Here is a 25,582-nt window from a genome sequence, read left to right as displayed (position 1 = left end):
ATTAAAGGCGGAAGACGTGGCCAACAGCCGGTAAAACAAAACCCGCACCGTATCAACGGTGAAATTCGTGGTATTCGTGAAGTTCGACTAACAGGCGCTGACGGTGAATCAGTTGGTGTTGTATCGATTCAAGAAGCCATTGCAGCTGCTGAAGAAGCTGGTATGGATCTCGTTGAGATCAGCCCTAACGCCGAGCCACCAGTTTGTCGTGTGATGGACTATGGTAAGTTCCTCTTCGAGAAGAGCAAATCTGCTAAAGAGCAGAAGAAGAAGCAAAAGCAGGTCCAGATCAAGGAAGTAAAATTCCGTCCTGGAACTGATATTGGAGACTATCAGGTAAAACTACGCAACCTGACGCGTTTCCTTGAAGAAGGCAACAAAGTGAAGGTAACAATTCGCTTCCGTGGCCGAGAGATGGCACACCAAGACATCGGTGTCGACGTTCTAAACCGCTTGAAAGAAGACACTGCAGAAATTGCTGTAGTAGAAGCTTTCCCTAGCCGTATTGAAGGTCGTCAGATGATCATGGTGCTAGCCCCTAAAAAGAAGTAATTAACGGCTCATAAAGTAATTGAAACCCAGCCGTTTCCCTTTGAATAAAAGGTAACGGATGGGTTTTGTTCGCCCTAATTACATTGTTTATTAAACTACTCAATGCGGAGTTATTCATCATGCCTAAGATGAAAACCAACAAAGGTGCTGCTAAGCGTTTTAAGAAAACTGCTGGTGGTATTAAGTACAAGCACGCTACTAAACGTCACATCCTGACTAAGCGTACTACTAAGAACAAGCGTCAACTACGTCCAAATGCAATCCTTCCACGTTGTGAAGTGGCTGCAGTAATCCGTATGTTGCCATACGCTTAATTCTTTTTAGTTATCAATCGTTTAGTTTAGGAGAAGCATAATGCCTCGCGTAAAACGTGGTGTACAAGCTCGTGCACGTCATAAGAAAGTTCTAAAACAAGCTAAAGGTTACTACGGTGCACGTTCACGTGTTTACCGCGTAGCTTTCCAAGCAGTTACTAAAGCTGGTCAATACGCTTACCGTGACCGTCGCGCTAAGAAACGTCAATTCCGTCAACTATGGATTGCACGTATCAACGCGGCATCTCGTCAAAATGGTCTATCTTACAGCCGTTTCATCAACGGTCTTAAGAAAGCATCTATCGAGATCGACCGTAAGATCCTTGCGGACATCGCAGTATTCGACAAAGCTGCATTTGCAGTTCTAGTTGAAAAAGCAAAAGCTGCTCTTTAATTAGCAGTTTAGGTTTAAGGAAAGGAGAGCATTCGCTCTCCTTTTTTATTATCTGTAATTTCTCTTCTGTGTGTTTTATTACTTGTTTGCATCACTTCTGGTTACACTCCTCTCACATTGAATACTTTCAATAAAGGTACTCACGCACAGCCACTTCTATATAACTTACTAACACTATCCTGATTTCATATTTAAAGGCTTGGTGGTAACGTACTGTACTTACTTCATAGCATTAAGGGCACGACATGATTTACACAACAACAGATACGATTCCAGGCAAGGAAATAGCAGAAGTTAGAGGAGTGGTGACGGGCAACGTTGTTCAATCTAAGCATATCGGCAGAGACCTAATGGCTGGTCTAAAAAGCATTGTTGGTGGAGAGATCCGCGGATACACCGAAATGATGACCGAAGCACGTGACATTGCTATTCAACGTATGGTCGAGCAAGCGAACCAGAAAGGCGCCGATGCGATTGTAGGAATTCGCTTTACTACAAGCTCAATTGTCGATGGTTCATCTGAAATCCTTGCTTTTGGTACCGCTGTAAAGCTCGTGGAATAGAATTGCTTTTGATTGGCGAGGCAACATCGGTTCTTCGCCTTCTTTAGACGCTCCCTTAAGTGGTTTGAGTAAGCCATGGCTTCACTCCAAAATGTTAAAAAACTCAAATTCTAATCCTAGGGTTTTATTGGTAATTTTTTATGAGTGTGAATTTTTATTCATTTTATTGGCTGGTTTTAAGTAGGGTAAATATTCTAAAACTAGTTATGTGATCTGGTGTTATCTTCTTGTTTTAATTATCTAAGCCATACAAATTGCGATCAGGTAAACTGATTTTATTTCTTTTATTATTAAATGACTTAGATATATATAACCAAGTTCAATGTCTTTTGAGTTATGTCATTTGCGTGTTGAATGGTGTTGTTGGTATATTAATTCAAGAATTTATTATAAAAATATGAACTTATAGCTTGCTAATAAGCTCTAAATTGTTACAAATACTATAAAGCTGTAACATTGCCAAAAGGAATAGTAGATGAGAGATCTGACTCCCGAATATTTGCTAGCCGCTTTACGACAAGCGATTAAAACAAAGGGGCTAACATATCGAGAGCTATCTGAAAAAATGGGCATGCCACTGTCCACTTTTAAGAGACATTTAACCAGTACCAACCTCGCGTTAGATAAACTGCTTGAATACTGTCGTGCGATTGACTGTACATTGGATGAATTGCAAAAGTTAGCCAATCAGTTGCAAGGTGAAGATGAAGATTATTTTAGTCGAACACAAGATGAAGTGTTTTTTCAGTTCCCACATCTTTACGATTTTTATCGTGAACTGAGGATGTTGCGCGGAAAAGATGGATACACAATTTTAAAGAAGAAATACGACTTATCAGAGCAAAGCATGTCTGATTATCTGGGTGCACTAGAGTTGCTAGACCTTGTTTACGTAGATGAAAACAAAAGTATTACGTTGCACGGCCCGCTGTACTACAGCTACGCAGAAAACTCGAAGTTAAACGATAAGTACACCGAGATAATCAAAGAGCAAACAACGACACATGATAAATGCGTTCGTGTTGCTTTGGCGCGAATGAAAATTACGGAAGAACAGTTGCTGGAGCTTGAAGATCAAGTAGCGAAAACAGTGATTGATTTTCACTCGAAGAATGTTGTCGCTGAAAACTTTAATGTTTCCGACTTCACAAACGTCGTTCTACTTACTGGGCCACATCAACCAGTGACATTCTCTGATGGAATTGTAGAAACAGAATCTCGTTTTATTGACGATATTCGCTACGCAATTGCAGCAGCAGGGGATAAACCAAGCCTTTCAATTTAATCCATTCACTTATCTCTCAGAGCCAATGGCTTGCATCTTAGGTATTGGGAAATATCGAGTTTGTAAGCTCTTGGCTTAACGTCTATCTCTCGCCTAAATCTTCAGCACATCAGTTTGTCTAGCCTTTGTTTTTGCATTTTAATGATAAAACTATAGATTTTTGTAATTTTTCGTTATGGATAAATTCATACTTGTAATGTTTGTTTTTTGATCTATTATGACGAAGTGTCAACTATGACGGTTCGTCAAAAACAGTGACGTTCCTGTTTTACATAATCGTGTTACAATTATCAGGAGTGTGTGGGTATACGGATCAAAGGATTATGTTTAACTTTCGCTGTAAAAAGGATGGTAAGCGAGACGGGTGTCGTGTCTCGTCCGGGCTAACCAAAAAGCAACAAGCGATTGCGGATAGAGAAGTTGAGCTTATTCAACTGGCTAAGTCACTCGTCCAAGAGCAGGGGTTTGCGAACCTCACTATGGATAAGCTGACCTCGGCTAGCTCTTATTCTAAGGGCACCATCTACAATCATTTTTGCAGCAAAGAAGACGTAATACTTGCGCTTTGTATCCATTCGTTAAAAAGCGAAGCGATATTTTTCGAGCGCACGGCAAACTTCGATGGCAATACTCGAGAGAAAATTATTGCGATGCATGTAGGCTATCGTATTTACGCTCGAATGGAGCCAGTGCTGTCGACTTGCGCGATTGTAGCTAAAACGCCTTGGGTGTTGGAAAAAGCATCACCTGAACGTTTGAATGAGCTGAATCGGCTAGAAGAAGAAGTGATTTCCGGTGCAGATGCGTTGGTCAATAATGCAGTAGAGTGCGGAGATCTAAAGTTTTCTCCTGCTATAGGTGCGGATGCTATTGTGTTTGCTAACTGGTCTATCGCATTTGGTTCTAACGCGCTTGCGCAAAACGCATCGAATAGTCGCTGTATACAACGAATCCAAGACCCATTTTCTGTGTTGCACAATGCGAATATGTTATTAGACGGCTTAGGTTGGGCGCCACTTTCTACAGAGTGGGACTATCGGAAAACCTGGCGTCGAGTAGAACAGGAACTCTTTAGCGAAGAGATTGCTTACTTAGAAACAGTGAACCGCTAAATCGGTTACAGAAGCCAATCCAAACGATGATTGGCTTTTTTATCACACTAAAGTGACGAATCGTCAATATTTGATTTAAAAGATGATGCTTAAGGTGAAGAACCTAGAGAGGCATTTGAAAAGTTACGTAAAAACTTGAAAACAGCGCTGGCTGATTTTTTTAGTTTTTAAATTTGACGAAACGTCACAAAGGAGAGTGTGATGCCACACCGTAAAGCTCAGCAACACCAAGGAATTGGTTTGGGGAAGATACCCACCAAATATAGTTTGCTCGTTCTACTAGCAACTATTTTCTTGATTATTGTCGCTACAATAGGAGGTAAAAACCTGTATTTCAGAGGAGATTACGACATTTTCTTTGATGGAACTAACAAGCAACTGCTTGCGTTTGATGAAATCCAAACCACGTTCGCAAAAACGGACAACCTTGCCATCGTCATCGCGCCTGAAGATGGCGACATTTTTACCCCGCAGACCTTGTCTCTTATCCAGAAAATAACAGTCGACGCTTGGCAAGTCCCATACTCGAGCCGTGTTGACTCTATCGCTAACTATCAACACACAGAAGCCTTTGACGATGATCTGTTGGTTGAAGATCTTCTGTACAGTGAATACGAACTGATCCCAGAACGAATTTCCAAGGTCAAAAGCATTGCACTCAGTGAACCTGTTTTAAAAAGCGCATTGGTGTCAGAGAAAGGCGATGTCACCGTGGTGAATATTACCGTCCAGTTGCCCGAGATGGATAAGACCGCAGAAGTGGAGGAGGTGGTGTCGAGTATCAATGCCATGATTGACCGCTACCAACGCGCGTATCCTGACGTGACTTTTCATAAAGCGGGCATTATTGCTATGAACCACGCTTTTATGACTGCCGCGCAAGATGACAGCTCGACATTAGTGCCAACCATGCTCGTTGTGATTTTGGTCTTTTTGACTATCATGCTGCGTTCCATTCTAAGTGTGATAGCGACGCTGATTGTCATCATTGGCTCTGTGATGGCGACCATGGGCATATCTGGTTGGGCTGGAATGTTCTTAAGCACAGCGACGGTAAACGTTCCAACGTTGATCATGACGCTTGCGGTTGCTGACTGTGTTCATTTGATTGCGACCATGCGTCAATCAATGAAAAACGGGTTCACGAAAGCGCAGTCAATCGAGCGCAGTATTGCTTTGAATTTCGTGCCTATTCTGATTACATCCGTAACAACCGCGATTGGCTTCTTGATGATGAACATGTCCGATTCTCCTGTCCTGCGAGACTTCGGTAACTTGTCTGCTTTAGGTGTTATGGTCGCCTGTTTTCTTTCCGTTACCTTGTTGCCGGCGTTGCTCAAGTTGTTGCCTATCCACGTAAAAATGGAAACGTCACAAGACCAAAAACATGTCATGGATCGCTTAGGTGACTTTGTGGTTTCGCAACGAAGAGCCTTGTTACCACTTTCGGTTGCTGTCATTATCGTGTGCGCGAGTCTTATCCCACTTAATAAGGTGAATGACGAATCGGTAGAGTACTTTGGTCAACGTAACGAGTTTCGTCAGGCTGCTGATTTTATGGAAGAGCGAATCAGCGGTATGACCAACATCAGCATTGCGATTAAAACCAACGAGTCTCAAGGTATTGCCGCTCCTGATTTTCTTAACACGATAGGTGAATTTTCTAGTTGGCTACGAGACCAACCTGAAACAGACCATGTGGCGACATTGGCAGATGTTTATAAGCGTCTCAACAAGAACATGCATGGTGATGATGAGGCGTATTACTCGCTCCCTCAAGAGCGAGAGCTCGCAGCGCAATATCTACTGCTTTACGAAATGTCTTTGCCGTACGGCCTAGACCTCAATAATCAAATTAACGTCGATAAATCCTCGATCAAAATGGTGTTGACCGTGGCAAACCTAGGCAGTGTGGAACTGGTCGATTTAGAAAACAGAATCTATCAATGGTTTGCAGAGCATGCCCCTCAGTATCAAGTGGTTGCATCAAGCCCGTCATTAATGTTCGCCCATATTGGAGAGACGAATATTGCGAGCATGCTGTCCACTTTACCGATCACGCTTGTTTTAATTTCTGCCTTGCTGATTTTTGCACTTCGCTCCGTGAGATTAGGGCTAATTAGTTTGATGCCCAATATTGCGCCAGCGGTCATTGGCTTTGGTTTGTGGGCACTGATATCGGGTGAAATCAACCTCGGCTTATCCGTTGTTGTGACATTGACGCTTGGGATTGTGGTCGATGATGCCGTTCACTTCCTTTCCAAATATCAAAGAGCGCGCCGCGAGGGGCAAACTGCAGAGCAAGCCGTTCGTTACGCCTTTCATACCGTTGGTCGCGCACTGTGGATCACTACGGTGGTTTTAGTGGCAGGTTTTTCCGTATTGGCAATGTCTAGCTTCAGGCTGAATGCGGATATGGGGCAACTCAGCGCCATTGTTATCTTCATCGCTTTGGTTGTGGACTTCTTATTCCTCCCAACCTTACTAATGCTATTCGATAAAAAAGCGTACTTACAAGAAAGTCCGTCTGATAACGCGCGCTTGAAAGCGTCGTCCACCATCACTGCAACTCAGTCATAACTCAGAATTAAAAGGAATTGAACCATGAAAAAAATGAACCACGTATTGCAAGTTTTGATGTTGTCGGCTTCGCTAGTTGTATCGCCATTCACTTATGCGAATGAAGAAAAAGGGCTGGAAATTGCTCAGGAGCGAAAAGCAAGAGATGAAGGTTGGGGCGACTCTATCGCAACCATGGAGATGATTTTAAAGAACGCACAAGGTGAAAGCAGTACGCGTCTTATGCGATTGAAGTCTCTCGAAGTTGAAGGGGATGGCGACAAAGGGCTGACCATTTTTGACCAGCCTCGGGATGTCACGGGTACGGCTTTTCTCAACCATTCTCATACCATTGGTGCGGATGACCAATGGTTGTATTTACCTGCCTTAAAGCGAGTAAAGCGAATTTCGTCACGTAATAAGTCGGGCCCGTTTATGGGAAGCGAGTTTGCGTATGAAGACTTGAGTTCATTTGAAATCGAAAAATACCGCTTTAACCACCTCAAGGATGAGAAGTTTAACGGGCAAGACGTATTCGTTCTAGAGCAAATCCCAACGGACAAGAACTCCGGTTATACCAAGCAGGTAGTATGGCTTGACAAGGCGCATTATCGCCCTCTCAAAGTCGAGTTTTACGACCGAAAAGGCGCGTTATTGAAAACTCTAACTTTCGCTAATTATAAGCAGTACCTCGATAAATATTGGCGTGCACATACCATGGCAATGATGAATCACCAAACTGGCAAAAGTACAGAATTGAACACTAGCGATTTGCGCTTTCAAACAGGGTTGGAAGAGAACGACTTCAACAAAAACGTGCTCAAGCGAGTTAAATAAGGGAGTGGTATGAATATGGACAAAGGAGTAAGCCAACTTGGCGGATTACTCGCGATGTTGGTAACGCCCTCGCTGTTCGCATTTGAGCTTGCGGGGCAATTGAATGTTGAGCATCGACAGTTTATCTCTCATGGGCTGCAAGGGCAGAGTAAAGGCCAAAGCTCTGTTGTAGTTCAGCCTGAACTTTACTGGGACTTCCAAAGCGGAGATAGTAGCTTCACCTTCACACCGTTTTTTCGAGTCGATAGCCTCGATGATGAAAGAACCCACGGTGACATTAGAGAAGCGCTTTTTCTCACGTATTGGGATGATTACGAGCTTAGAGTTGGTATCAGTAAAGTGTTTTGGGGCGTCACCGAGTCCGCGCATCTGGTTGATGTTGTGAACCAAACAGATGCCGTGGAAGCGGTTGATGGCGAAGATAAACTGGGTCAGCCAATGGTACATTTTACGGCGATTAAAGATTGGGGCGCTTTTCATGCCATGGTACTTCCTTATTTTCGGGAGCGTACTTTTGCTGGTCAAGACGGACGTTTACGTACGGAGCCTGTTATTTCTGACAACGCTATTTATGAATCGAGTAGGGAAGAGAAACACATTGATGTGGCATTTCGATATTCCAAAATGCTGGGTGATTGGGATATTGGTTTGAGCTATTTGTACGGGACCAATCGAGATCCCTATTTTCGATTCGAGCAAGGTGAACTCAAACCATATTATGCGCTGATGAGTCATGTCGGTATTGATGTTCAAGGCATTGTCGGAGATTGGTTATGGAAGCTTGAAAGTGTATATCGAGATAGTTATGACCATCATGTCGGCGTGGTGACGGGTTTCGAATATACCATCGTCGGCGCTTTTGATACGGTTTGGGATGTCGGCCTTATTGGAGAGTACCTCTATGATAGTCGGGGAAATAACGCACAGAACATTGGTCAAAATGATGTGTTTGCAGGTGTCCGCTTTGCCTTAAATGATGAGGATGGAACTGAAATTCTCACTGGGATTACGCAAGATTTGGATAACTCAGATGTTTATAACGCAAAGTTAGAAGCCTCTAGCAGAATATCGAACCATCTGAAGTGGCAAGTTGATGCGTGGTTATTTAAAAATGATACGCCGACAGACTTACTTTATTTTGCTCGAGACGACGATTTTATTGAGCTCTCTATACAGTATTATTTTTAGATTTGCTGAATTGCTTAGCGAAAATAATCCATCATGGAGATCTTTGTCATTATTTTGACTACTCAGTGAGGCGTTAGAAAACTTTTATCGTTACTATTCCCTATATTTATTGTGGTATTTCAGGTCGCGGCATGGTGACTTGATATAGACTCGTTGATATTGGGAGTAGTAACGTTGAATTCATTTCGTTGGGACATCTATTTTGAAACAGGAATCGAAGATGTTGACGATCAACACCAGTATCTCGTTGAGTTTATTAATAAGTACGGCAAACTTTTGACGCGAAACACGATTTCGATAGCGGATATTCATAGCGCGTTATTTGAACTCTCTCGTTATGCCGAATTTCACTTCAAAGAAGAGGAAAATTTAATGAGAGAAGTGGGGATTCATCACGAGCATCTCCAAAAGCATATTCAAGTACATCGCACTTTTATGGGCGATATTGTCAGCATGCAAAGTTTTATTAACGAAGATAATCGGCAATCAGCGGAGCAGTTGTTGGATTTTCTCATTCATTGGTTGGCGTACCACATTCTCGGCATCGATCAAAATATGGCGAAACAGATCAAAGCCATCGAACGAGGCGTTTCTCCTTTAGAAGCTTATCGCGAACAAGAGCAACAAGCTAACGCGTCTACCGAGCCATTACTAGAAGCACTCAATGCGCTGTTTTCTCAAGTGTCCGAACGTAATCGTGATCTCTTAAAACTCAATTTGGAATTAGAAGAAAAAGTAGAAGCAAGAACGAACCAGTTGTTAACGGCAAATAAGCAGCTGGAAGCGCTGTCATTAACGGACTCATTAACTCAACTTCCTAATCGACGCAGTGCAATCAAAACGTTGAAAAAGCTTTGGGATGACACGGAGCACAAAACACTGCCTTTGGTTTGTATCATGATTGATGCGGATTATTTTAAACAAGTCAATGACACGTGTGGGCATGAGGCCGGGGACTTGGTGTTAATCGAGCTTGCACAAGCACTTAAATATCATTTTCGTAGCGATGATATCGTGTGCAGATTGGGAGGTGATGAGTTCTTTGTTATTTGTCCAGACACAGGATTGAACGGCGGGTTACATGTTGCGGAAATGGTAAGAAAACAGGTGTCTCAAATGCTCGTTCCAACGTGTTATGAACCGTGGAGAGGGAGCATCAGTGTTGGTGTTGCAGAACGAACAGAAAACATGAGTACGTACACCGATTTGATTCGCGCAGCCGATGAATCCGTTTATTTAGCGAAACAAGAAGGTAAAAATAAAGTTCGGGCTGTTCAAAAGTACATAACGCAAGAGCCGGTTTCTGTCCGACAAAACTAATCAGTTCAGAATGATTTGAATGGTGAGATTCTGCTACCAAGTTAATGCATTTTCCCCTTCTATGTTTGTAAACTTATTTATGAAACTGGTGCTTGTTACACAAGCGCTCGCACACTGTTAAGTTCGATAACAGTGCTTTTTTTACGTTTTTGTGTTCTTTTTATTCAATAACCTCTTCTTTTCATAATTCAATTTGGCATTGGTGTCTGGTTTGGCTACTATGTACAGCTATCAAAAAACCAATCACTCCCTTATGGACACTACCAACAGGTAGATGAGGAAACGATGCAACATCTAGAAGAGATCATTGCTAGCGCGAGCACTGCAATTGAAGCTGCCGAATCGCTAGTCGCACTTGATGAAGTGCGTGTTCAGTATCTGGGTAAAAAAGGTGAGCTAACTGCTCAACTTCAAAGCCTAGGTAAACTACCACCAGAAGAGCGCCGTGAAGCTGGTCAAGAGATCAACAAAGCGAAAGGCGTAGTTCAGCAAGCTATTGCAGCTCGTAAAGACGCACTACAACGTGCAGAGCTTGAAGCGAAACTAGCAGCAGAAACAATCGACGTAACACTGCCAGGTCGTCGTATTGAAAACGGTGGTTTACACCCAGTAACTCGTACTGTAGAGCGTATCGAGAAGTTCTTTGGCGAACTTGGTTTTAACACCGAAGCAGGCCCAGAGATCGAAGATGCATTCCACAACTTCGATGCGCTAAACATCGCCGCTGATCACCCAGCGCGTACTGACCACGATACTTTCTTCTTCAATCCAGATTTGATGCTTCGTACTCATACGTCAGGCGTACAGATCCGTACGATGGAAAATGGTAAACCACCATTTCGTTTCATCGCACCGGGCCGTGTATACCGTAACGACTACGACCAAACTCATACCCCAATGTTCCACCAAGTGGAAGGTATGCTGGTTGATGAGAACGTAAACTTTGCTCAGCTGAAAGGCATTCTGCACGATTTCCTATGCAACTTCTTCGAAGAAGAAGTAGAAGTACGTTTCCGTCCATCTTACTTCCCATTCACTGAGCCTTCAGCAGAAGTAGACGTGAAAGGCAAAAATGGTAAATGGTTAGAAGTACTAGGCTGCGGTATGGTTCACCCGAACGTACTACGTAGCGTAGGCATCGATCCTGAAAAATACTCTGGTTTCGCATTCGGTATGGGTGTTGAGCGTCTAACAATGCTTCGTTACGGCGTGAACGACCTACGTGCGTTCTTCGAGAACGACCTTCGTTTCCTAAAACAGTTCAAGTAATCCAGAGGGTTCATCAACATGAAATTCAGCGAATCATGGCTTCGTGAGTGGGTAAACCCTGCGGTTACTACTGACGAGCTAACTCACCAAATTACAATGGCCGGCCTAGAGGTAGACGACGTTCTTCCTGTTGCTGGTTCTTTTACTGGCGTTAAAGTCGGTCACGTTGTTGAATGTGGTCAACACCCAGATGCAGACAAACTGCGCGTAACTAAAGTTGATGTTGGCGAAGAAGAGCTTCTAGACATCGTTTGTGGCGCGCACAACTGTCGCCAAGGTCTGAAAGTAGCAGTAGCAACAGTTGGTGCTGTTCTTCCAGGCGATTTCAAAATCAAAAAAGCGAAACTACGTGGCCAGCCATCTCACGGCATGCTTTGTTCATTCACTGAACTAGGTATCGACGTTGAGTCAGACGGCATCATGGAGCTAGCAGAAGACGCAGTAATCGGTACCGATTTCCGTGAATTCCTAGGTCTAGACGACGTTACGGTAGACGTAGACTTAACAGCAAACCGCGCTGACTGTTTCAGCATTCGTGGTCTAGCTCGTGAAGTTGGCGTACTAAACCGCGCTGACGTGACTGAGCCATCAGTAGAAGCGGTTGCTCCTTCAATCGAAGACAAAGTGTCTATCGAAGTGAAAGCACCTGCTGCGTGTCCACGTTACCTAGGTCGTGTGGTTAAGAACGTAAACGTTCAAGCTGAAACGCCACTATGGATGCAAGAGAAACTGCGTCGCTGTGGTATCCGCTCTATCGATCCTGTAGTAGACATCACTAACTATGTTCTTCTAGAGCAAGGCCAACCAATGCACGCGTTCGATCTAGCGAAGATCGAAGGTGGCATCGTAGTTCGTATGGCGGAGCAAGGTGAGAAGCTAACACTTCTAGACGGCAGCGAAGCAGAACTAAACGCAGATACATTAGTTGTAGCTGACCACAACAAAGCGCTTGCAATCGCAGGTATCTTTGGTGGTGAAGAGTCTGGTGTAACAACTGAGACTAAAGACGTTCTACTTGAGTGTGCATTCTTCGCGCCTGACCACATCCGTGGTCGTGCACGTAGCTACGGTCTGCACACTGATTCTTCAATGCGTTTCGAGCGTGGTGTGGATTACGCACTACAAGTGAGCGCAATGGAGCGTGCAACTCAGCTTCTAGTTGAGATCTGTGGTGGTGAAGTAGCACCTGTTGTTGCAGTAGAGTCTGAAGCAGACCTACCTAAGCCAAACAAAGTTGCTCTACGTCGTACTAAACTAGACAACCTACTAGGTCACCACATCGCTGATGCTGACGTAGTAGAAATCCTAGAGCGCCTAGGTTTGACAGTTGAAGCTTCTGAAGAAGGTTGGGTGGCAGTAGCGCCAACATGGCGTTTCGATATCGCTATCGAGCAAGACCTGATTGAAGAAGTTGGCCGTATCTACGGTTACGACAACATTCCTAACCAAAACCCAGCAGCAGCACTTAAGATGCACAACCACGTTGAAGCGGATCTTCCACTGAAACGCGTTCGTGATCTTCTTGTTGACCGTGGTTATCACGAAGCAATCACATACAGCTTCGTTGAGCCTGAGCAGCAAAAGCTAGTAGTACCTGGTGTTGAGCCTCTAGTACTTCCAAACCCAATTTCTGCAGACATGTCAGCAATGCGTCTTGGTCTTATCCAAGGTCTACTGAACACGGTTGTTCACAACCAGAAGCGTCAACAGCCACGCGTTCGTCTATTCGAATACGGCCTACGTTTCATCCCATGTGAATCTGCAGAAAACGGCATGCGCCAAGAGCCTATGCTAGCGGGTGTTATCGCTGGTACTCGCGGTGAAGAACATTGGGATATCGAAACTAACACGGTTGATTTCTTTGACCTTAAAGGCGACCTAGAAGCAGTTCTAGAACTGTCTGCGAACGAAAAAGCGTACTCTTTCGCAGCACTGTCACCTGAAAGCAAAAAAGCTAACCCAGCTCTTCACCCAGGTCAATCTGCGGCAATCATCGTAGATGGCAAAGAAGTGGGCGTGATCGGTACTGTTCACCCTGAGCTTGAGCGTAAGTTCGGTCTAAACGGTCGCACTATCGTATTCGAAATCGAATGGTCTGCAATCAACAGCAAAGTGATCCCAGAAGCGGTAGCGCTTTCTAAGTTCCCTTCAAACCGTCGTGATATCGCGGTAGTCGTGGACGAAGCTGTTGCATCTGGTGACATCGTTAACGCTTGTCTAGAGCAAGGTGGCGAGTTCCTTAAAGATGCGAAGCTGTTCGACGTTTACGTAGGTAAAGGCGTTGAAGAAGGTAAGAAGAGCTTAGCTATCGCTCTGACTCTACAGTCACTTGAGCGTACGCTTGAAGATGCAGACATCGCTGGTGCGGTTGATGCTATCGTTGCTCACGTATCAGAGAAGTTTGGTGCAGCTCTGCGCGACTAATTAACGCAGCGTAACAAACTGTTTAAGAGACTGAAAACCCTGCCAAGTTGGCAGGGTTTTTTTATGCCTATTCCACTCATGCAACCATAGATTGTGAAACAAGATTACATAGAAAGATTGTGTCGAAAATCCAAACCTTCAGGTTTGCCTACCAACAGCAACGATGGACTCTCAAGGTTCACTTACGCCAACGACAGCGTGTAACTTAGGAGCAATGGCAACGTCAATACGCTAAAGAAGTTCCCAAACAACACCATGGATGCAACTGTCATCGGTTCGATATTCAGTCGCTCTGCAAATAGATAATTCATGACCGCCGGAGGTAGCATGGTGAACAGCACCATCATTTGTAGTTGCATGGTTGGTAAAGGAATAAGCCAATAAATGATTGCAAACGCGATTGCGCCAGTCGTTAACGATTGAACGGTACACAAAACGCCAACTTTTAATCCATCCAGTCTTAGATGACACATTTGTGAGCCAAGAGAAAGCAGCATTACCGGAACAGCGGCTTGCCCTAGTAGTGCTGTTGCTTCATACAACGGTGTCCACGCGCCAATACCTGATAAGTTCAAACATAATGCGAGCGATGCCGATAAGAAAATTGGCATCTTCATGATTTGTTTCAATGGATTCCCGTTACTTAACAACATCACACCTACGCTGATATGTAAGCAAGCTGATACTACAAACAGCAGTACAGCAGAAGAAAGGGCAACTTCGCCAAATGTATAAGTGAACAACGGTATCGCAAGGTTCCCGCTATTTCGAAACATATGAGGTGGAGCCCAAGCTTTAAATGTTAGCCCAGTGATTTTACAAATCGGAATCATGAGTAACCCCGGAATTAAAACCGCAATGATGGCGGCTAAGAGTAGGGGGCCTTGTTCAGAGTCGAGCGGCATGCTCACTAATGAGGAAAACACCAGAGCTGGCGTGAATACATCGATATTAATTCGATTGATGGGGCGAAAATCAGGTTTGATATGGCGTCCGACTAGATAGCCCACACCGACAAGGGCGAACACAGGAAAAAGAATATTAATGATCTGATTAATCATGGTCGCCTTAGTGTATATGAGGTAGATGTGCGCTTAGTTGGTTAATCAACTAAGTGGTAATCACAGTATCAAACCTTCATGCATTGCGTCATGGTGAAACAATGAGAACCGTGGATTAAATCAAGCTTTCTCAAAGCACATTAGCTATATGGAGTGGTCGTACCTTTGAACTAATTGTTACGTATCAAGTTACATACAAATCACTGAAATACCGACAAGTTTTATGTCATGTGTCTGTAAAATAGCCAATCTCTGATATTTTTATTAAATAGTGATTAATGTTGTTTTGTTATTATTGTTTAGTCATATTGACTGGATATTTTTTGTAATTAAGCATTCACTAAACAAAAAATATTGAAATGTCGCTATTTAACAATAATTTATACATCGGCATTCCTTTTATTCGCAAAGAAAAAAGTTGGCGAAAATCATAAGCTTGTCATACACTTCCTGATGTAACCCCGATATGTTGTTGAATTGGTAGGGTAAAACTGCTCTGGCGCTACACTAGGTAGCATTGTTTAACATAGCTTTGAGGAAAGTTTTATGGCGCTCACAAAAGCCGAATTGGCAGAAAACCTGTTTGATAAATTAGGATTTAGTAAACGGGACGCCAAGGAAACGGTGGAAGTGTTCTTTGAAGAGATTCGTAAGGCACTGGAAAGTGGCGAACAGGTAAAACTGTCAGGTTTTGGTAATTTTGATCTTCGTGACAAGAATGAACGACCTGGTCGTAACCCGAAAACCGGTGAAGATATTCCAATTACTGCTCGACGTGTAGTTACGTTTCGCCCGGGCCAGAAGTTAAAAGCTCGTGTAGAAAATCTAAAAAAAGAACAGTAAAACCAATCAAATAGATCACGCTTAGTCGTGGTCTTTTGTTATGTATGAAATTTGATGTTTCATACAAACGAAAACCACCGCATTGCGGTGGTTTTGTTGTTTCTCAGGCTGCGTTTTGTTTATGCCGCTTCTAAATGCGTCGTTAAGTAAGGCTGCCATGCTTGTTGGTATAAGTTTTTCGCTTGGCTACGCATATTCTTAATGGAAGCCATTTCAATCTCGCTTAGATTTCGCTTTTCCATTGATGCTTGACGTTCAAGCTTTTGAATTTGCTCATACAGGTCGTGTTCAGGACCATTTTTTACATCCGCAATCGCTTTTAAGTGCAGCTGTACTTCTGCAATCAAATTCGTTTTTGGCAAACGGACTAACAAGTTCAGATCGCGGTAGCCAGAAGGGCCTGGTTTCTTAAAGCGGTTTTTGACTTTAACGATAGTTGTTTCGCGCTCTAGCGTTTCGTAAATAGAGACCAAACTTGCCACATCTTCCGCCACAATAGTCGCACGAGCTAAGTCAGTAATGCGTTCTACTTGGCCATCCAGTTCATGTGCGATTTTTTCTTCGGCGCGATGTTTAGATTTTACGCCAGCGAAATATGGCTGAGCATCGTTGAGTAGGGCGGTACTTTTACAAATGGTTTCAAGCTCGAATTGGGCTTGATGCGCTTTGCTGTAAAGAATATCGAAATCTGAATAAGGCTGGGTTGGACGAGAGTCGATGGATTGGATTCCATACAAGCCGCTAAGGCTGTGTTTAAATAGTTTAGAACAAACCTCGTTTTGACTAGGGGAACGATTTTGTTCATTACTTGGGGCATTAGGAAGTGCGGCGAATGCCGGCGCACGGCTTAGTACCAAAAGCATCAATGCTGTAGTACGTAGAAATAAGCTCATTCACTCTCCTTAACTTGCTTGCACTTAGAAAATGGGAACATAAAAGTCGCTAAGACTGGGCAAATTAGGTACTAACTTATTTATGGGGACTTTCCGAAAGATCCCAAGGCTAAAAATTAACCTTTTGGAGGAATCGTGCGTTAGATCACCATTTCTCTTTTCTTTATTCTGCTTAGAGAATAAAGAATTTGTTCTCCAAGGAACGATGACATCCTATCATCGCAGTATTAACCAAAGATGAACGGCATAGACAAATTTAAAAAAATCATTAGTCTTACCCCACAAAACGAAAATCAGCCAACAAGTAGAAAGTAAGAATGAGAGATCAAGAATTTTGGCACAGTAAGTGGGCCAGTAATCAAATCGGTTTTCATTTGGAAGATGTGAACCCTCTATTGCCAGCGTACTGGCACCATGCGAATCCGAAACGTGAAGACAAAGTCTTGGTTCCTTTGTGTGGTAAGTCTGAAGATCTCGTTTGGTTAGCAACGAAACATGATTCTGTGGAAGGGGTTGAGCTGAGCCAAATAGCGGTGCGTTCTTTCTTTGCTGAACACTTTTATACACCAACTGTGACCCCAATTAGTGGTATGCACGAGTTGTATCAGTTTGATGAACTGTCGATTTATACTGGTGATTTCTTTACGGCTCCGGTTTCTCAAGCCGACATCGTTTATGATCGCGCTGCGTTGGTGGCTTTGCCGCAAGATATGCGAGAAGAGTACGTAGCGCGCTTGAAGCTGCTTTTGAATCCGGGCGGTCGTATTTTGCTTGTGACATTGAACTATCCGCAAGAGGAAATGGCTGGTCCTCCATTTAGTGTGCCATTGGAAGAAATTCAACAGTTGTTTGCAGGCTACAAGGTAACATGCTTAAACGTCGATCAAGCTGATGAACATCATCCAAAGATCGCGAAGAAGGGTTTAAGCCGCTTCTCTGAAGAAGTGTACTTAATTGAAGCTCAGTAAGACGATTTCCGTACTAGTGAGTTTATGAATAGAACTCGCAAATAAAAGAAAAGCGCAGCGATATAAAGCTGCGCTTTTTTTGATTGTTGAGAACTCAAAGATTAGTAAACGATTTTTACTTTCTTTGCGTTTTCGACCGCGTCTTGAACAGACTCTTCAATAGTTTTACGGCGAGTTAACACGACACCCAAACGACGACGACCATCGATTTCTGGTTTGCCAAATAAGCGCACTTGAGTTTGAGGTTGCGCTAAAGCCTTCGCAAGGTTGTCGAAACGAATGTCCGTTGATGTGCCTTGACCTAGGATCACCGCTGATGCAGAAGGGCCATACTGAACGATTTTGTTAATCGGCATTCCAGTAAATGCGCGAACATGAAGAGCAAATTCGGACATTTCTTGAGAAATCATCGTAACCATGCCAGTGTCATGCGGACGAGGAGACACTTCATTGAAAATAACCTTGTCACCTTTAACAAAGAGCTCTACGCCGAAAATACCGTACCCACCTAAAGCGTTTACGACTTTCTCTGCCGTGTACTCTGCTGCTTTGATTGCATTTTCCGACATTGTTTGTGGCTGCCATGATTCACGGTAATCACCATCTTCTTGACGGTGACCAATTGGCGCGCAGAAGTGAACACCGTCCACTGCTCTAACGGTCAACAAAGTAATCTCGTAATCAAAATCGATAAAGCCTTCAACGATGACTCGACCTGCGCCAGTTCGGCCGCCTTCTTGTGCGTAGTCCCATGCTTTTTCAATATCGTCTTCCGTTTTGATGACACTCTGTCCCTTGCCAGATGAACTCATGACAGGTTTGACCACACATGGGATACCTACGTGCTCTACTGCGGCTTTAAAGTCATCGTAGTTGTCTGCAAATCGATAAGGGGAGGTGGATAGGTCTAGCTCTTCTGCGGCTAAGCGACGAATACCTTCACGGTTCATTGTTAGCTTGGTCGCTTTCGCAGTTGGCACAACATTCAAGCCCTTCTCTTCAAGCTCGACAAGTTTATCGGTCGCGATAGCTTCTATTTCTGGAACAACGTAAGCTGGCTGCTCTTTGTTTATGATCTCTTCTAGAGCCTTACCATCCAACATATCAAGCACGTAGCTACGATGAGCGACTTGCATCGCAGGTGCGTCTGCATAACGGTCACAAGCAATCACTTCTAGACCTAGTCGTTGGCATTCAATTGCCACTTCTTTACCAAGCTCACCAGAGCCTAATAGTAATACACGGGTAGCATTTGCGCTGGTTGCAGTACCGAACATAGTGTTCCCTTACAAAATAAAGTGATGAGACAGAAATTGCAGGGGATCATACTGATTTTTCATTGCGAAGCAAACGTTTGCTTGTGGTTTTTTGCCAATAAAAAAGCTCTACATGTTGTAGAGCTTTTAATGACATATTAGTGAATTTTATACGTTAACAAAACTGACTGGAATATCTGGGTTTAACGCTTCTAACGTAGACTGTGTGTCTGCTAGGTGACTGATTTTCCCCTTAGAGTTTTCCACTAGAGCGGCAGCCTTAATGCTGTCGAAGGTTTCGCCTGCCAACAACACTTGAATCAGTGCTACTTGTAGCGGTGGAAGGCTTGGGTTAAATGCGGCGTTTTCTGCATAAGCACCTTTAAACACACGACCGTTCGCGAGCTCTAATGCCAAACCACTGAGGTTATTGGTATACGGCGCATGGCTCATGTTCATCGCTTCGACGGCTTGTTGAATCAATGCGTCTTCATCATCACACACAAATTGGTGTTTTACTTCGGCCATCAAACCAGACTCAATACCAAGGTCTGCTGGACCAAAAGCTTCTGGTAAGTATTCATGTAATGACTTTTCGTCGCGCTCAGGTAGCTGAACTTTCAACTCTTTAGCAGTCGACAGTTCGTTCATGAACTGGCGGCAGTGACCACAAGGGCTAAAGTTGATGGTGATGTCTTTGACACCGTGTTCGCCTTTCATCCAAGCGTGGCTAATTGCAGATTGTTCTGCGTGAACAGTTTGGCCTAACTGAACACCAAAGAACTCCATGTTTGCACCAAAGTACAGACGGCCAGACAAGCCGCGAACAATTGCACCAACATAGAACTCAGAAATAGGAGCGTAAGAATATGCAGCGGCAAAAGGAAGTAGAGCAACACGCAGCTCTTTATCTGATAGGCTGGTAGCTGAAAGCAATTGCTCAAACTGCTGCGCTGAAAGAGTAGCATCAAAATCGTCGGCTAGGACGATAGGAGCAAGTTGTTTTGAAAGTGCTTCAGGAGCGCTTGCTAGCGCCTGTTCAATGCGACTTTTCATGTTGAATCCTTGTTATTGCATGGACAGTTATTCTATGCAAAGGAGAGAAATGTTCCGTGCTTTGGATCACGTTAAATAATGCAATTGATATTTCTGTTACATAATTAGAGTGAGCTCACACATGTATTCGATTGCAATCGTGTTGAGCGTTAACTTCGTCTCATAAATAACTATATCAATGGATATTCATATACCCAAGTGATGAAAATATGTTAGTAGCGAAAGATAGCGTTTAGTTATGAATCTTGTTGGGACACGTTAGATGGGAAGCGTGCTTTGTAGCGAAAAGCGTTTTCAACAGCGTACTACGATGAGAAAAGGAAAGTGACGGCCTGTCGGAAGGAGGACAGACCGTCACAATGACTTATTGATATAGCCAGACTGCTAAACCAAAAAAGCTCGGAGCTAGAATGGAGGTAATGATGCCGCATAGCACCAACGCTAACGATGAAAATGCAGCGTCGCCAGGTTGTTTCTCTGCGCAAGTCGCAGTACCCAGCGCGTGCGATACTGTGCCCATCGTCAAACCACGAGCAATTGGATGCTTAATGCCGATTAGGTTGTAGATTGGGTACGCCAAAATAGCGCCAAGAAGACCTACGATCAGTACTAAGATTGCAGCGACTGCCGCTTCGCCACCAAGGTGGCTTGAGATTTCCATTGCAATCGGAGTGGTCACTGACTTACCTACTAGGCTCGCGATTAAACTGATGTCAGCTTTAAATGCAACGGCGATGAGGGTTGTGGTTGCCATTGACATAATACTACCGAGCGTACAAGCAAACGTGATGATTCGCCAGTTGGCTTTGATTTGAGGAAGTTGCTCGTACAAAGGGTAAGCCAACGCTACAACAGCTGGTTGTAGTAAAAAGCTGATGCCTTCGTTGTCGGCGTAGTATGTCTCAAACGGTACATTGAGGTACGTTAATAAAGGAATCAGTACTGCAATACTGATCAACAAAGGGTTTGCAAGTGGGCTGTTGATCTTAATTGCGATTTGGCGAGCAATCAGGAAAACGACAATAGTGACAATTAACCACATATTAATGTTTCTCCTTTAGCAAGTAGTCCAGTAGCCAAGCAAGGCTGACCAAGACAATGAGTGAACCACCGACTGCACTAGCTATGATTGGCAATGCATTCGCAAGTAGCATATCGAAGTGCTGCATGAGTCCCACACTGATTGGGACAAAGAGTAAGATCATGTAGCGAATGAATAGCGTTGCGCCCGGTTTGACCCAATCCACTTTGACAAGGCCAAGTGTCATGGAGAAAAACAGTACAAGCATACCGATGACACTTCCGGGAACAGAAACGCCAGTGAATTTTTGAATAGTAATTCCGATGCCAAGTGCTCCCATGATGAGGAAGAGGGAGATGAGCAGTTGGATCAGTTGTAAGAATCGATCTTTTATCATTTTGACAGCATATAAACGACAAGCACACCATAAGGTGCGCTTGGATAAGTAGAAATTAGGAGGCTAGGCTCTCTACATAACGGTAAACGGATTTTAATATTGCAATCTTCTTTTCGTCACTTTCATGTTCGTGAACTAAGTTTTCTAAATTCAGCATATACTCTTCGATTTGGCTTTCAAATACCTCTCGGCAATGAAGTGCCCAGCGTCGTTGCTCTTGCTCATCGAGAGTGCCTGGGAAGTTACGAGCACGGTATCTGAATAGCAGCGGTTTGATGCGTTTATCGTCAAACTCGATATCTAAGGCAGCAAGATTGTTTGGATCGGTTTCGCGGATAATATCCATCGCTGCACGGTCGGCTGGAGAGAAGAAGCCATCGTAAAGTTGAGTGTCCACATCATCGCTTTTTTCAAATTGACGCTCGATAGAGAACAAGCCGATTAGTTTTTCTCGAATCTCAGGGTGCTGGCGAAGTAGTGCCAAATTATCGAGACACTTCTGACGATCAATACCGATGTTTTCTGCGTTTTCCGCCGTCAACGTTTTCGCTGGTGCTAAAATAGGGCACTTATTGAGGTGAACCAGTTTCACCGGTACGGGTAGTAGGTCGCCGAGGTCTTCACGCTTGGTGTAGAGACGTTCGTGCAACTCTTCGGTTGAAAGTTCAAGAATTGGCTGCGGATCTTTGGCTAAATCAATCGTAATAACCGCATTGTTATTCGTTGGATGCCACGCGACAGGCACAATCCAGCTGGTGTATTGGCGTTCGCGACCTAACATGCCTGAGACATGCATCAGCGGTGTCATGTTTACAATATCAACCAGTTCATTCAGCTTACGTTTATGGCGCATAGAGAAGAAGTAATCGAACAGTTTTGGCTGCGCGGCTTTGACTTTCTTAGCCATCTCAATCGTTGCGATAACGTCAGCCATCGCGTCGTGCGCATTACTGTGCTCAATGCCATTTTTAACCGATAAATGTTCTAACTTGAAACTGGTGAAGCCGTCTTCATTCTCTGGCCATTCTACGCCTTCAGGACGCAACGCATGGCATGCTCGCAATACATCGAGCAAATCCCAACGCGAGTTGCCGTTTTGCCAGCTCCACGCGTATGGGTCGATAAAGTTGCGATAACAGGTGTAACGCGTCACTTCGTCATCAAAACGAATGCTGTTGTAGCCTAGGCTGGTGGTTTTGGGTTTCGATAACTCGGCGTGAATCTTAGCAATGAACTCAGGCTCGGATAGACCTTCTTGCATCGCCTTTTGTGGCGTAATACCCGTAATTAATGCAGCTTCCGGAGAAGGTAGATAATCAGCAGGAAGCTGGCAGTACATCACCAGAGGTTCGCCGATGATATTGAAGTTTTCATCTGTGCGAACACCAGCAAATTGGCTTGGACGATCTTTCGCGGGATTTGTACCCCAAGTCTCGTAGTCAAAGAAGAAAAAAGTGGGCTGATTATCTTGGTGCATTCTGCTTACCGTTTACGGAACCGATAAGAGTATTAGACCATTCAACGCCTTGACTAGCAACGAAAGATGCAAGGTGAAGTTGTGAAAATGAAAAAGCCGATGGCGAACCACCGGCTTGAAGTTTTGCATTTGTCTGCTTAGGCAGCAAATAAGGATTAGGCTTTCGTTTCTTCAAAAGCCGTTTCAGCTTCTGAGGACTTCAACACTCGGCTTGCAATGGTGCCTGCCGTCATTGAGCCAGAAACGTTCAGCGCAGTACGAGCCATATCAATCAGAGGTTCAATTGAGATCAAAAGTGCAGCGATCGTTACAGGCAAGCCCATTGCTGGAAGAACAATCAATGCCGCAAATGTTGCGCCGCCACCAACGCCCGCAATACCAAACGAACTGATAGTAATGATCGCAATCAGAGAAAGAATGAAGTTTACGTCTAGTGGGTTAATACCCATTGTTGGGGCTACCATCACAGCTAGCATCGCAGGGTAGATACCCGCACAACCATTCTGACCAATTGTTGCACCGAAAGAAGCAGATAGGTTCGCGATCGCTGGTGGCACATTGAGCTTGGTTACTTGCGCCTCAATATTCAATGGGATGGTTGCCGCCGAACTGCGAGATGTAAACGCAAACGTCAATACAGGCCAAATTTTCTTGAAGTATTCAACAGGGCTAACGCCAACGAATGAAACCAAAATGCCGTGCACAACAAACATCAAACCAATAGCGACGTATGACGCGACGATAAAACCAAGTAGGTTTAGGATGTCGGATGCATTTGAGGTCGCAACCACTTTCGCCATCAATGCAGCAATACCGTAAGGTGTAAGCGCCATGATCATTTTTACTAAGCGCATAACGATAGATTGAGCCGCTTCAACAAACGTGCGAATTGGTGATTCCAATTCCTCTTTTTCTATCATTACTTTGCGAGCTGCAATACCAGTTAGTACACCAAAAATGACAACAGCAATGATTGAGGTTGAGCGTGCTCCCGTTAAGTCTGCAAATGGGTTTGTCGGAATAAAGCTTACTAGCATTTGTGGAATGGTTAGATCGCTTACTGTACCCGCTCGGCTTTCAAGAACCGCAATTCGAGCCGTTTCACGAGCGCCTTCAGTTAGCCCTTCTGCTGACAGACCAAACGCAGAAGTAACAAGAATACCGATCAAAGCCGAAATTGCTGTGGTGACAAGCAACACAGAAATCGTCAGACCAGATATTTTGCCAAGTGATCCGCCTTTCTCCAGTTTTACTACCGCAGAAATCATCGAAACCAACACAAGTGGCATGATCACCATTTTTAGCAAGCCGACATAGCCGCTACCAACAATACCAACCCATTCTAGTGTTTTCGAAATGACGTCGCTGCCTTCACCGTGAATAAGCTGAAGAGCCAAGCCAAATAGAGAGCCAGTAACAAGACCAATTAAAACGAGACGAGAAAGGGTGTTCTGTTTTTGTTGCTGGGTAAAAAGAAAGAATAATATGCCTATAAACACGGCAAGAGAGGCTATCACTGCAAAATCCATAATCTGACCTTATCAATCTGGCGTGAAACGCCGACTGTTTTTTATACGGGGTTATATACTGATACCGTAAGATAACGCTCAGGATATAACTTTAAAAATGACAAACAGGTATTAGATAGATCTAAAATGAATATAAAAATGAGAGATAAATCTCGTGAACTTACTGTTTAGCGTGATTTTTAAGCAAAATGACTAGTCGTAATGATGCAGTAGGTCGAGCATTTCTTTTCTTTGTAGATAAACAACCGAATTTTCCTGATAACTGTAAACTTGATAAATCATCGCTTTGGCCACTTCTTCGGCTTTAATCGGTAGAAAGTTAGATAATTTCCCTATCATAAGTGGGCGAATGACTTTGAATAAAGCTTGAACAAGCTTTTCATCACTTCGCGGGTGATCGCGTTCACCAACTAAAGGGCCAGGACGCACAAACACCATTTCATCAAATCCCATTTTTTCAATGTTCTGCTCCATTTGTCCTTTGCAAGCAAGATAGTGAGAAGGAGAGGAACGATTGGCACCTAAACTAGACACCACGGCAAGGCGTTTTACGCCGACCATTTTCATTTGCTGTGCGACCGAAGTGACCAGTTCGACATCGACTTTACGTAGGTTTTCTTTACTGCCTGCTTGCTTGAGAGTCGTGCCCAAACAAATGAAACCTATATCGGGCGTTGTTTGATTTTCATCCCATTGATGAATAGTGAGCTCTGCATCAATGATTGGAATGATCTTGTTTGTTGGGTCATAAATGTCTTTAAGTGGGCGTCTGGAGAGGGAGTACAAATGAGAAATACCTGACTGAGCAATGAGGTTTTCGGCCACTTTGCTGCCGACTAACCCAGTTGCGCCAGCGATGATGACGCAAGTGTTGACATCGTTTGTCATTGAATGCTTCCTCTTTAGAGAACAAGTGCTTAGGCATTAGTAGCTTATGCCAACACGCTGAAAGAGCAAGAATAAGCCGCAACTCTCCATCAAATTTGTGCAGTGGCGAGCTCGATATCGCATGTTAAAAAAAGACCCGTTATTTACGGGTCTTAGGCTCAGGAGAGTGATAAGGGAATTGAGCGCCGGGTTTTGCGCTGCGGTTTGGGCTTGCTTCTCTTAGCAGGGCGACGACTTTGATTGGCAAACATAGTTCTCTCCATTTTATTGGGACGAATTAATTCAAGCATTTGTTGTGCCAGTCTTTGAGTTTATTAGGTGTTAGACATGTTATAAATGCTTGGTTTTAGTCACTTTGTTTTGTTTTTTGGTTATA

At 43.9% G+C, this 25,582-nt stretch carries 23 protein-coding genes; 14 read left to right on the top strand and 9 right to left on the bottom strand.

The window, feature by feature from the left end:
- The 12 genes from infC (at window position 1) to pheT (ending at window position 13,817) form a co-directional block, all read left to right on the top strand.
- Window positions 1-552, top strand: a complete 552-nt coding sequence (infC, locus tag UF05_RS14870; protein WP_071651979.1) for a translation initiation factor IF-3 — start codon at window positions 1-3, stop codon at window positions 550-552.
- A gap of 119 nt (window positions 553-671) precedes the next feature.
- A complete protein-coding gene (gene rpmI, locus UF05_RS14865) occupies window positions 672-866 on the top strand; it encodes a 50S ribosomal protein L35 (RefSeq protein ID WP_005462620.1) in 195 nt (64 codons plus the stop codon).
- A gap of 40 nt (window positions 867-906) precedes the next feature.
- Window positions 907-1,260, top strand: a complete 354-nt coding sequence (gene rplT, locus UF05_RS14860; protein ID WP_004727974.1) for a 50S ribosomal protein L20 — start codon at window positions 907-909, stop codon at window positions 1,258-1,260.
- A 245-nt stretch (window positions 1,261-1,505) separates the two neighbouring features.
- Window positions 1,506-1,823 carry a heavy metal-binding domain-containing protein gene (locus UF05_RS14855; RefSeq protein ID WP_005462608.1) on the top strand — a complete coding sequence of 106 codons (318 nt, stop codon included), beginning with the start codon at window positions 1,506-1,508 and terminating at the stop codon, window positions 1,821-1,823.
- Window positions 1,824-2,298: 475 nt separating this feature from the next.
- The gene (locus tag UF05_RS14850; protein ID WP_045545088.1) at window positions 2,299-3,108 is read left to right on the top strand and encodes a helix-turn-helix domain-containing protein; all 810 of its coding nucleotides are present in this window, start codon (window positions 2,299-2,301) and stop codon (window positions 3,106-3,108) included.
- Window positions 3,109-3,431: 323 nt separating this feature from the next.
- Window positions 3,432-4,220 carry a TetR/AcrR family transcriptional regulator gene (locus UF05_RS14845; RefSeq protein WP_005462636.1) on the top strand — a complete coding sequence of 263 codons (789 nt, stop codon included), beginning with the start codon at window positions 3,432-3,434 and terminating at the stop codon, window positions 4,218-4,220.
- Between the two features lie 201 nt (window positions 4,221-4,421).
- The gene (locus tag UF05_RS14840) at window positions 4,422-6,800 is read left to right on the top strand and encodes an efflux RND transporter permease subunit (RefSeq protein ID WP_045545089.1); all 2,379 of its coding nucleotides are present in this window, start codon (window positions 4,422-4,424) and stop codon (window positions 6,798-6,800) included.
- Between the two features lie 24 nt (window positions 6,801-6,824).
- On the top strand, window positions 6,825-7,616 hold the full coding sequence (locus UF05_RS14835) for an outer membrane lipoprotein-sorting protein (RefSeq protein WP_045545090.1): 792 nt from the start codon (window positions 6,825-6,827) through the stop codon (window positions 7,614-7,616).
- Between the two features lie 15 nt (window positions 7,617-7,631).
- Window positions 7,632-8,804, top strand: coding sequence for a hypothetical protein (locus UF05_RS14830; protein WP_045545112.1), 1,173 nt, complete (start codon window positions 7,632-7,634; stop codon window positions 8,802-8,804).
- A gap of 174 nt (window positions 8,805-8,978) precedes the next feature.
- On the top strand, window positions 8,979-10,124 hold the full coding sequence (locus UF05_RS14825) for a GGDEF domain-containing protein (RefSeq protein ID WP_045545091.1): 1,146 nt from the start codon (window positions 8,979-8,981) through the stop codon (window positions 10,122-10,124).
- 285 nt (window positions 10,125-10,409) lie between these two features.
- Window positions 10,410-11,393 (top strand): phenylalanine--tRNA ligase subunit alpha, encoded by a 984-nt coding sequence (gene pheS / locus UF05_RS14820; protein WP_005385470.1) that lies wholly within the window; start codon window positions 10,410-10,412, stop codon window positions 11,391-11,393.
- A gap of 18 nt (window positions 11,394-11,411) precedes the next feature.
- Window positions 11,412-13,817: a phenylalanine--tRNA ligase subunit beta gene (pheT, locus tag UF05_RS14815; RefSeq protein ID WP_005480596.1), complete on the top strand. Its 2,406-nt coding sequence runs from the start codon at window positions 11,412-11,414 to the stop codon at window positions 13,815-13,817.
- A gap of 182 nt (window positions 13,818-13,999) precedes the next feature.
- Here the strand turns inward: pheT and UF05_RS14810 are convergent, their stop codons facing one another.
- Window positions 14,000-14,878 (bottom strand): AEC family transporter, encoded by an 879-nt coding sequence (locus UF05_RS14810; protein ID WP_025543212.1) that lies wholly within the window; start codon window positions 14,876-14,878, stop codon window positions 14,000-14,002.
- 546 nt (window positions 14,879-15,424) lie between these two features.
- Between UF05_RS14810 and ihfA the strand changes: the two genes are divergently transcribed.
- Window positions 15,425-15,721 carry an integration host factor subunit alpha gene (gene ihfA / locus UF05_RS14805; RefSeq protein WP_005462650.1) on the top strand — a complete coding sequence of 99 codons (297 nt, stop codon included), beginning with the start codon at window positions 15,425-15,427 and terminating at the stop codon, window positions 15,719-15,721.
- 119 nt (window positions 15,722-15,840) lie between these two features.
- Here the strand turns inward: ihfA and UF05_RS14800 are convergent, their stop codons facing one another.
- The gene (locus UF05_RS14800; protein WP_005462651.1) at window positions 15,841-16,614 is read right to left on the bottom strand and encodes a phosphoribosylglycinamide formyltransferase; all 774 of its coding nucleotides are present in this window, start codon (window positions 16,612-16,614) and stop codon (window positions 15,841-15,843) included.
- A 317-nt stretch (window positions 16,615-16,931) separates the two neighbouring features.
- On the opposite strand from UF05_RS14800, the gene UF05_RS14795 reads away from it, so the two are divergent.
- Complete coding sequence (locus UF05_RS14795; protein WP_021822365.1) at window positions 16,932-17,582, top strand: thiopurine S-methyltransferase; 651 nt, start codon at window positions 16,932-16,934, stop codon at window positions 17,580-17,582.
- Between the two features lie 101 nt (window positions 17,583-17,683).
- Here the strand turns inward: UF05_RS14795 and purT are convergent, their stop codons facing one another.
- The 7 genes from purT to UF05_RS14760 form a co-directional block, all read right to left on the bottom strand.
- Window positions 17,684-18,859: a formate-dependent phosphoribosylglycinamide formyltransferase gene (gene purT / locus UF05_RS14790; RefSeq protein ID WP_025546268.1), complete on the bottom strand. Its 1,176-nt coding sequence runs from the start codon at window positions 18,857-18,859 to the stop codon at window positions 17,684-17,686.
- A gap of 147 nt (window positions 18,860-19,006) precedes the next feature.
- Entirely contained in the window at window positions 19,007-19,894 is an 888-nt protein-coding gene (gene cdd, locus UF05_RS14785; protein ID WP_015296604.1) for a cytidine deaminase, read from the bottom strand.
- A 364-nt stretch (window positions 19,895-20,258) separates the two neighbouring features.
- The gene (locus UF05_RS14780; RefSeq protein WP_005454891.1) at window positions 20,259-20,936 is read right to left on the bottom strand and encodes an LrgB family protein; all 678 of its coding nucleotides are present in this window, start codon (window positions 20,934-20,936) and stop codon (window positions 20,259-20,261) included.
- Between the two features lies 1 nt (window position 20,937).
- A complete protein-coding gene (locus UF05_RS14775; RefSeq protein ID WP_005455074.1) occupies window positions 20,938-21,312 on the bottom strand; it encodes a CidA/LrgA family protein in 375 nt (124 codons plus the stop codon).
- 55 nt (window positions 21,313-21,367) lie between these two features.
- Window positions 21,368-22,789, bottom strand: a complete 1,422-nt coding sequence (gene sbcB, locus UF05_RS14770; RefSeq protein WP_024702674.1) for an exodeoxyribonuclease I — start codon at window positions 22,787-22,789, stop codon at window positions 21,368-21,370.
- Window positions 22,790-22,944: 155 nt separating this feature from the next.
- Window positions 22,945-24,318, bottom strand: coding sequence for an L-cystine transporter (locus UF05_RS14765; RefSeq protein WP_020840484.1), 1,374 nt, complete (start codon window positions 24,316-24,318; stop codon window positions 22,945-22,947).
- 192 nt (window positions 24,319-24,510) lie between these two features.
- On the bottom strand, window positions 24,511-25,206 hold the full coding sequence (locus tag UF05_RS14760) for an NAD(P)H-binding protein (protein WP_045545092.1): 696 nt from the start codon (window positions 25,204-25,206) through the stop codon (window positions 24,511-24,513).
- Window positions 25,207-25,582 lie beyond the last annotated feature (376 nt).

Origin of the sequence: Vibrio sp. S457-15 (assembly GCF_000960545.1) — a bacterium.
GTDB classification, from domain to species: domain Bacteria; phylum Pseudomonadota; class Gammaproteobacteria; order Enterobacterales; family Vibrionaceae; genus Vibrio; species Vibrio parahaemolyticus.
The sequence above is the reverse complement of the archived record's forward strand: the minus strand, read 5'-3'. Positions and strand labels throughout refer to the sequence as shown.

Coding starts and splice junctions, on each gene's coding strand:
- rpmI (WP_005462620.1), top strand. CDS start 672: ATGCCTAAGATGAAAACCAACAAAGGTGCTGCTAAGCGTTTTAAGAAA.
- rplT (WP_004727974.1), top strand. CDS start 907: ATGCCTCGCGTAAAACGTGGTGTACAAGCTCGTGCACGTCATAAGAAA.
- UF05_RS14855 (WP_005462608.1), top strand. CDS start 1,506: ATGATTTACACAACAACAGATACGATTCCAGGCAAGGAAATAGCAGAA.
- UF05_RS14850 (WP_045545088.1), top strand. CDS start 2,299: ATGAGAGATCTGACTCCCGAATATTTGCTAGCCGCTTTACGACAAGCG.
- UF05_RS14845 (WP_005462636.1), top strand. CDS start 3,432: ATGTTTAACTTTCGCTGTAAAAAGGATGGTAAGCGAGACGGGTGTCGT.
- UF05_RS14840 (WP_045545089.1), top strand. CDS start 4,422: ATGCCACACCGTAAAGCTCAGCAACACCAAGGAATTGGTTTGGGGAAG.
- UF05_RS14835 (WP_045545090.1), top strand. CDS start 6,825: ATGAAAAAAATGAACCACGTATTGCAAGTTTTGATGTTGTCGGCTTCG.
- UF05_RS14830 (WP_045545112.1), top strand. CDS start 7,632: ATGGACAAAGGAGTAAGCCAACTTGGCGGATTACTCGCGATGTTGGTA.
- pheS (WP_005385470.1), top strand. CDS start 10,410: ATGCAACATCTAGAAGAGATCATTGCTAGCGCGAGCACTGCAATTGAA.
- pheT (WP_005480596.1), top strand. CDS start 11,412: ATGAAATTCAGCGAATCATGGCTTCGTGAGTGGGTAAACCCTGCGGTT.
- UF05_RS14810 (WP_025543212.1), bottom strand. CDS start 14,878: ATGATTAATCAGATCATTAATATTCTTTTTCCTGTGTTCGCCCTTGTC.
- ihfA (WP_005462650.1), top strand. CDS start 15,425: ATGGCGCTCACAAAAGCCGAATTGGCAGAAAACCTGTTTGATAAATTA.
- UF05_RS14800 (WP_005462651.1), bottom strand. CDS start 16,614: ATGAGCTTATTTCTACGTACTACAGCATTGATGCTTTTGGTACTAAGC.
- UF05_RS14795 (WP_021822365.1), top strand. CDS start 16,932: ATGAGAGATCAAGAATTTTGGCACAGTAAGTGGGCCAGTAATCAAATC.
- purT (WP_025546268.1), bottom strand. CDS start 18,859: ATGTTCGGTACTGCAACCAGCGCAAATGCTACCCGTGTATTACTATTA.
- cdd (WP_015296604.1), bottom strand. CDS start 19,894: ATGAAAAGTCGCATTGAACAGGCGCTAGCAAGCGCTCCTGAAGCACTT.
- UF05_RS14780 (WP_005454891.1), bottom strand. CDS start 20,936: ATGTGGTTAATTGTCACTATTGTCGTTTTCCTGATTGCTCGCCAAATC.
- UF05_RS14775 (WP_005455074.1), bottom strand. CDS start 21,312: ATGATAAAAGATCGATTCTTACAACTGATCCAACTGCTCATCTCCCTC.
- sbcB (WP_024702674.1), bottom strand. CDS start 22,789: ATGCACCAAGATAATCAGCCCACTTTTTTCTTCTTTGACTACGAGACT.
- UF05_RS14765 (WP_020840484.1), bottom strand. CDS start 24,318: ATGGATTTTGCAGTGATAGCCTCTCTTGCCGTGTTTATAGGCATATTA.
- UF05_RS14760 (WP_045545092.1), bottom strand. CDS start 25,206: ATGACAAACGATGTCAACACTTGCGTCATCATCGCTGGCGCAACTGGG.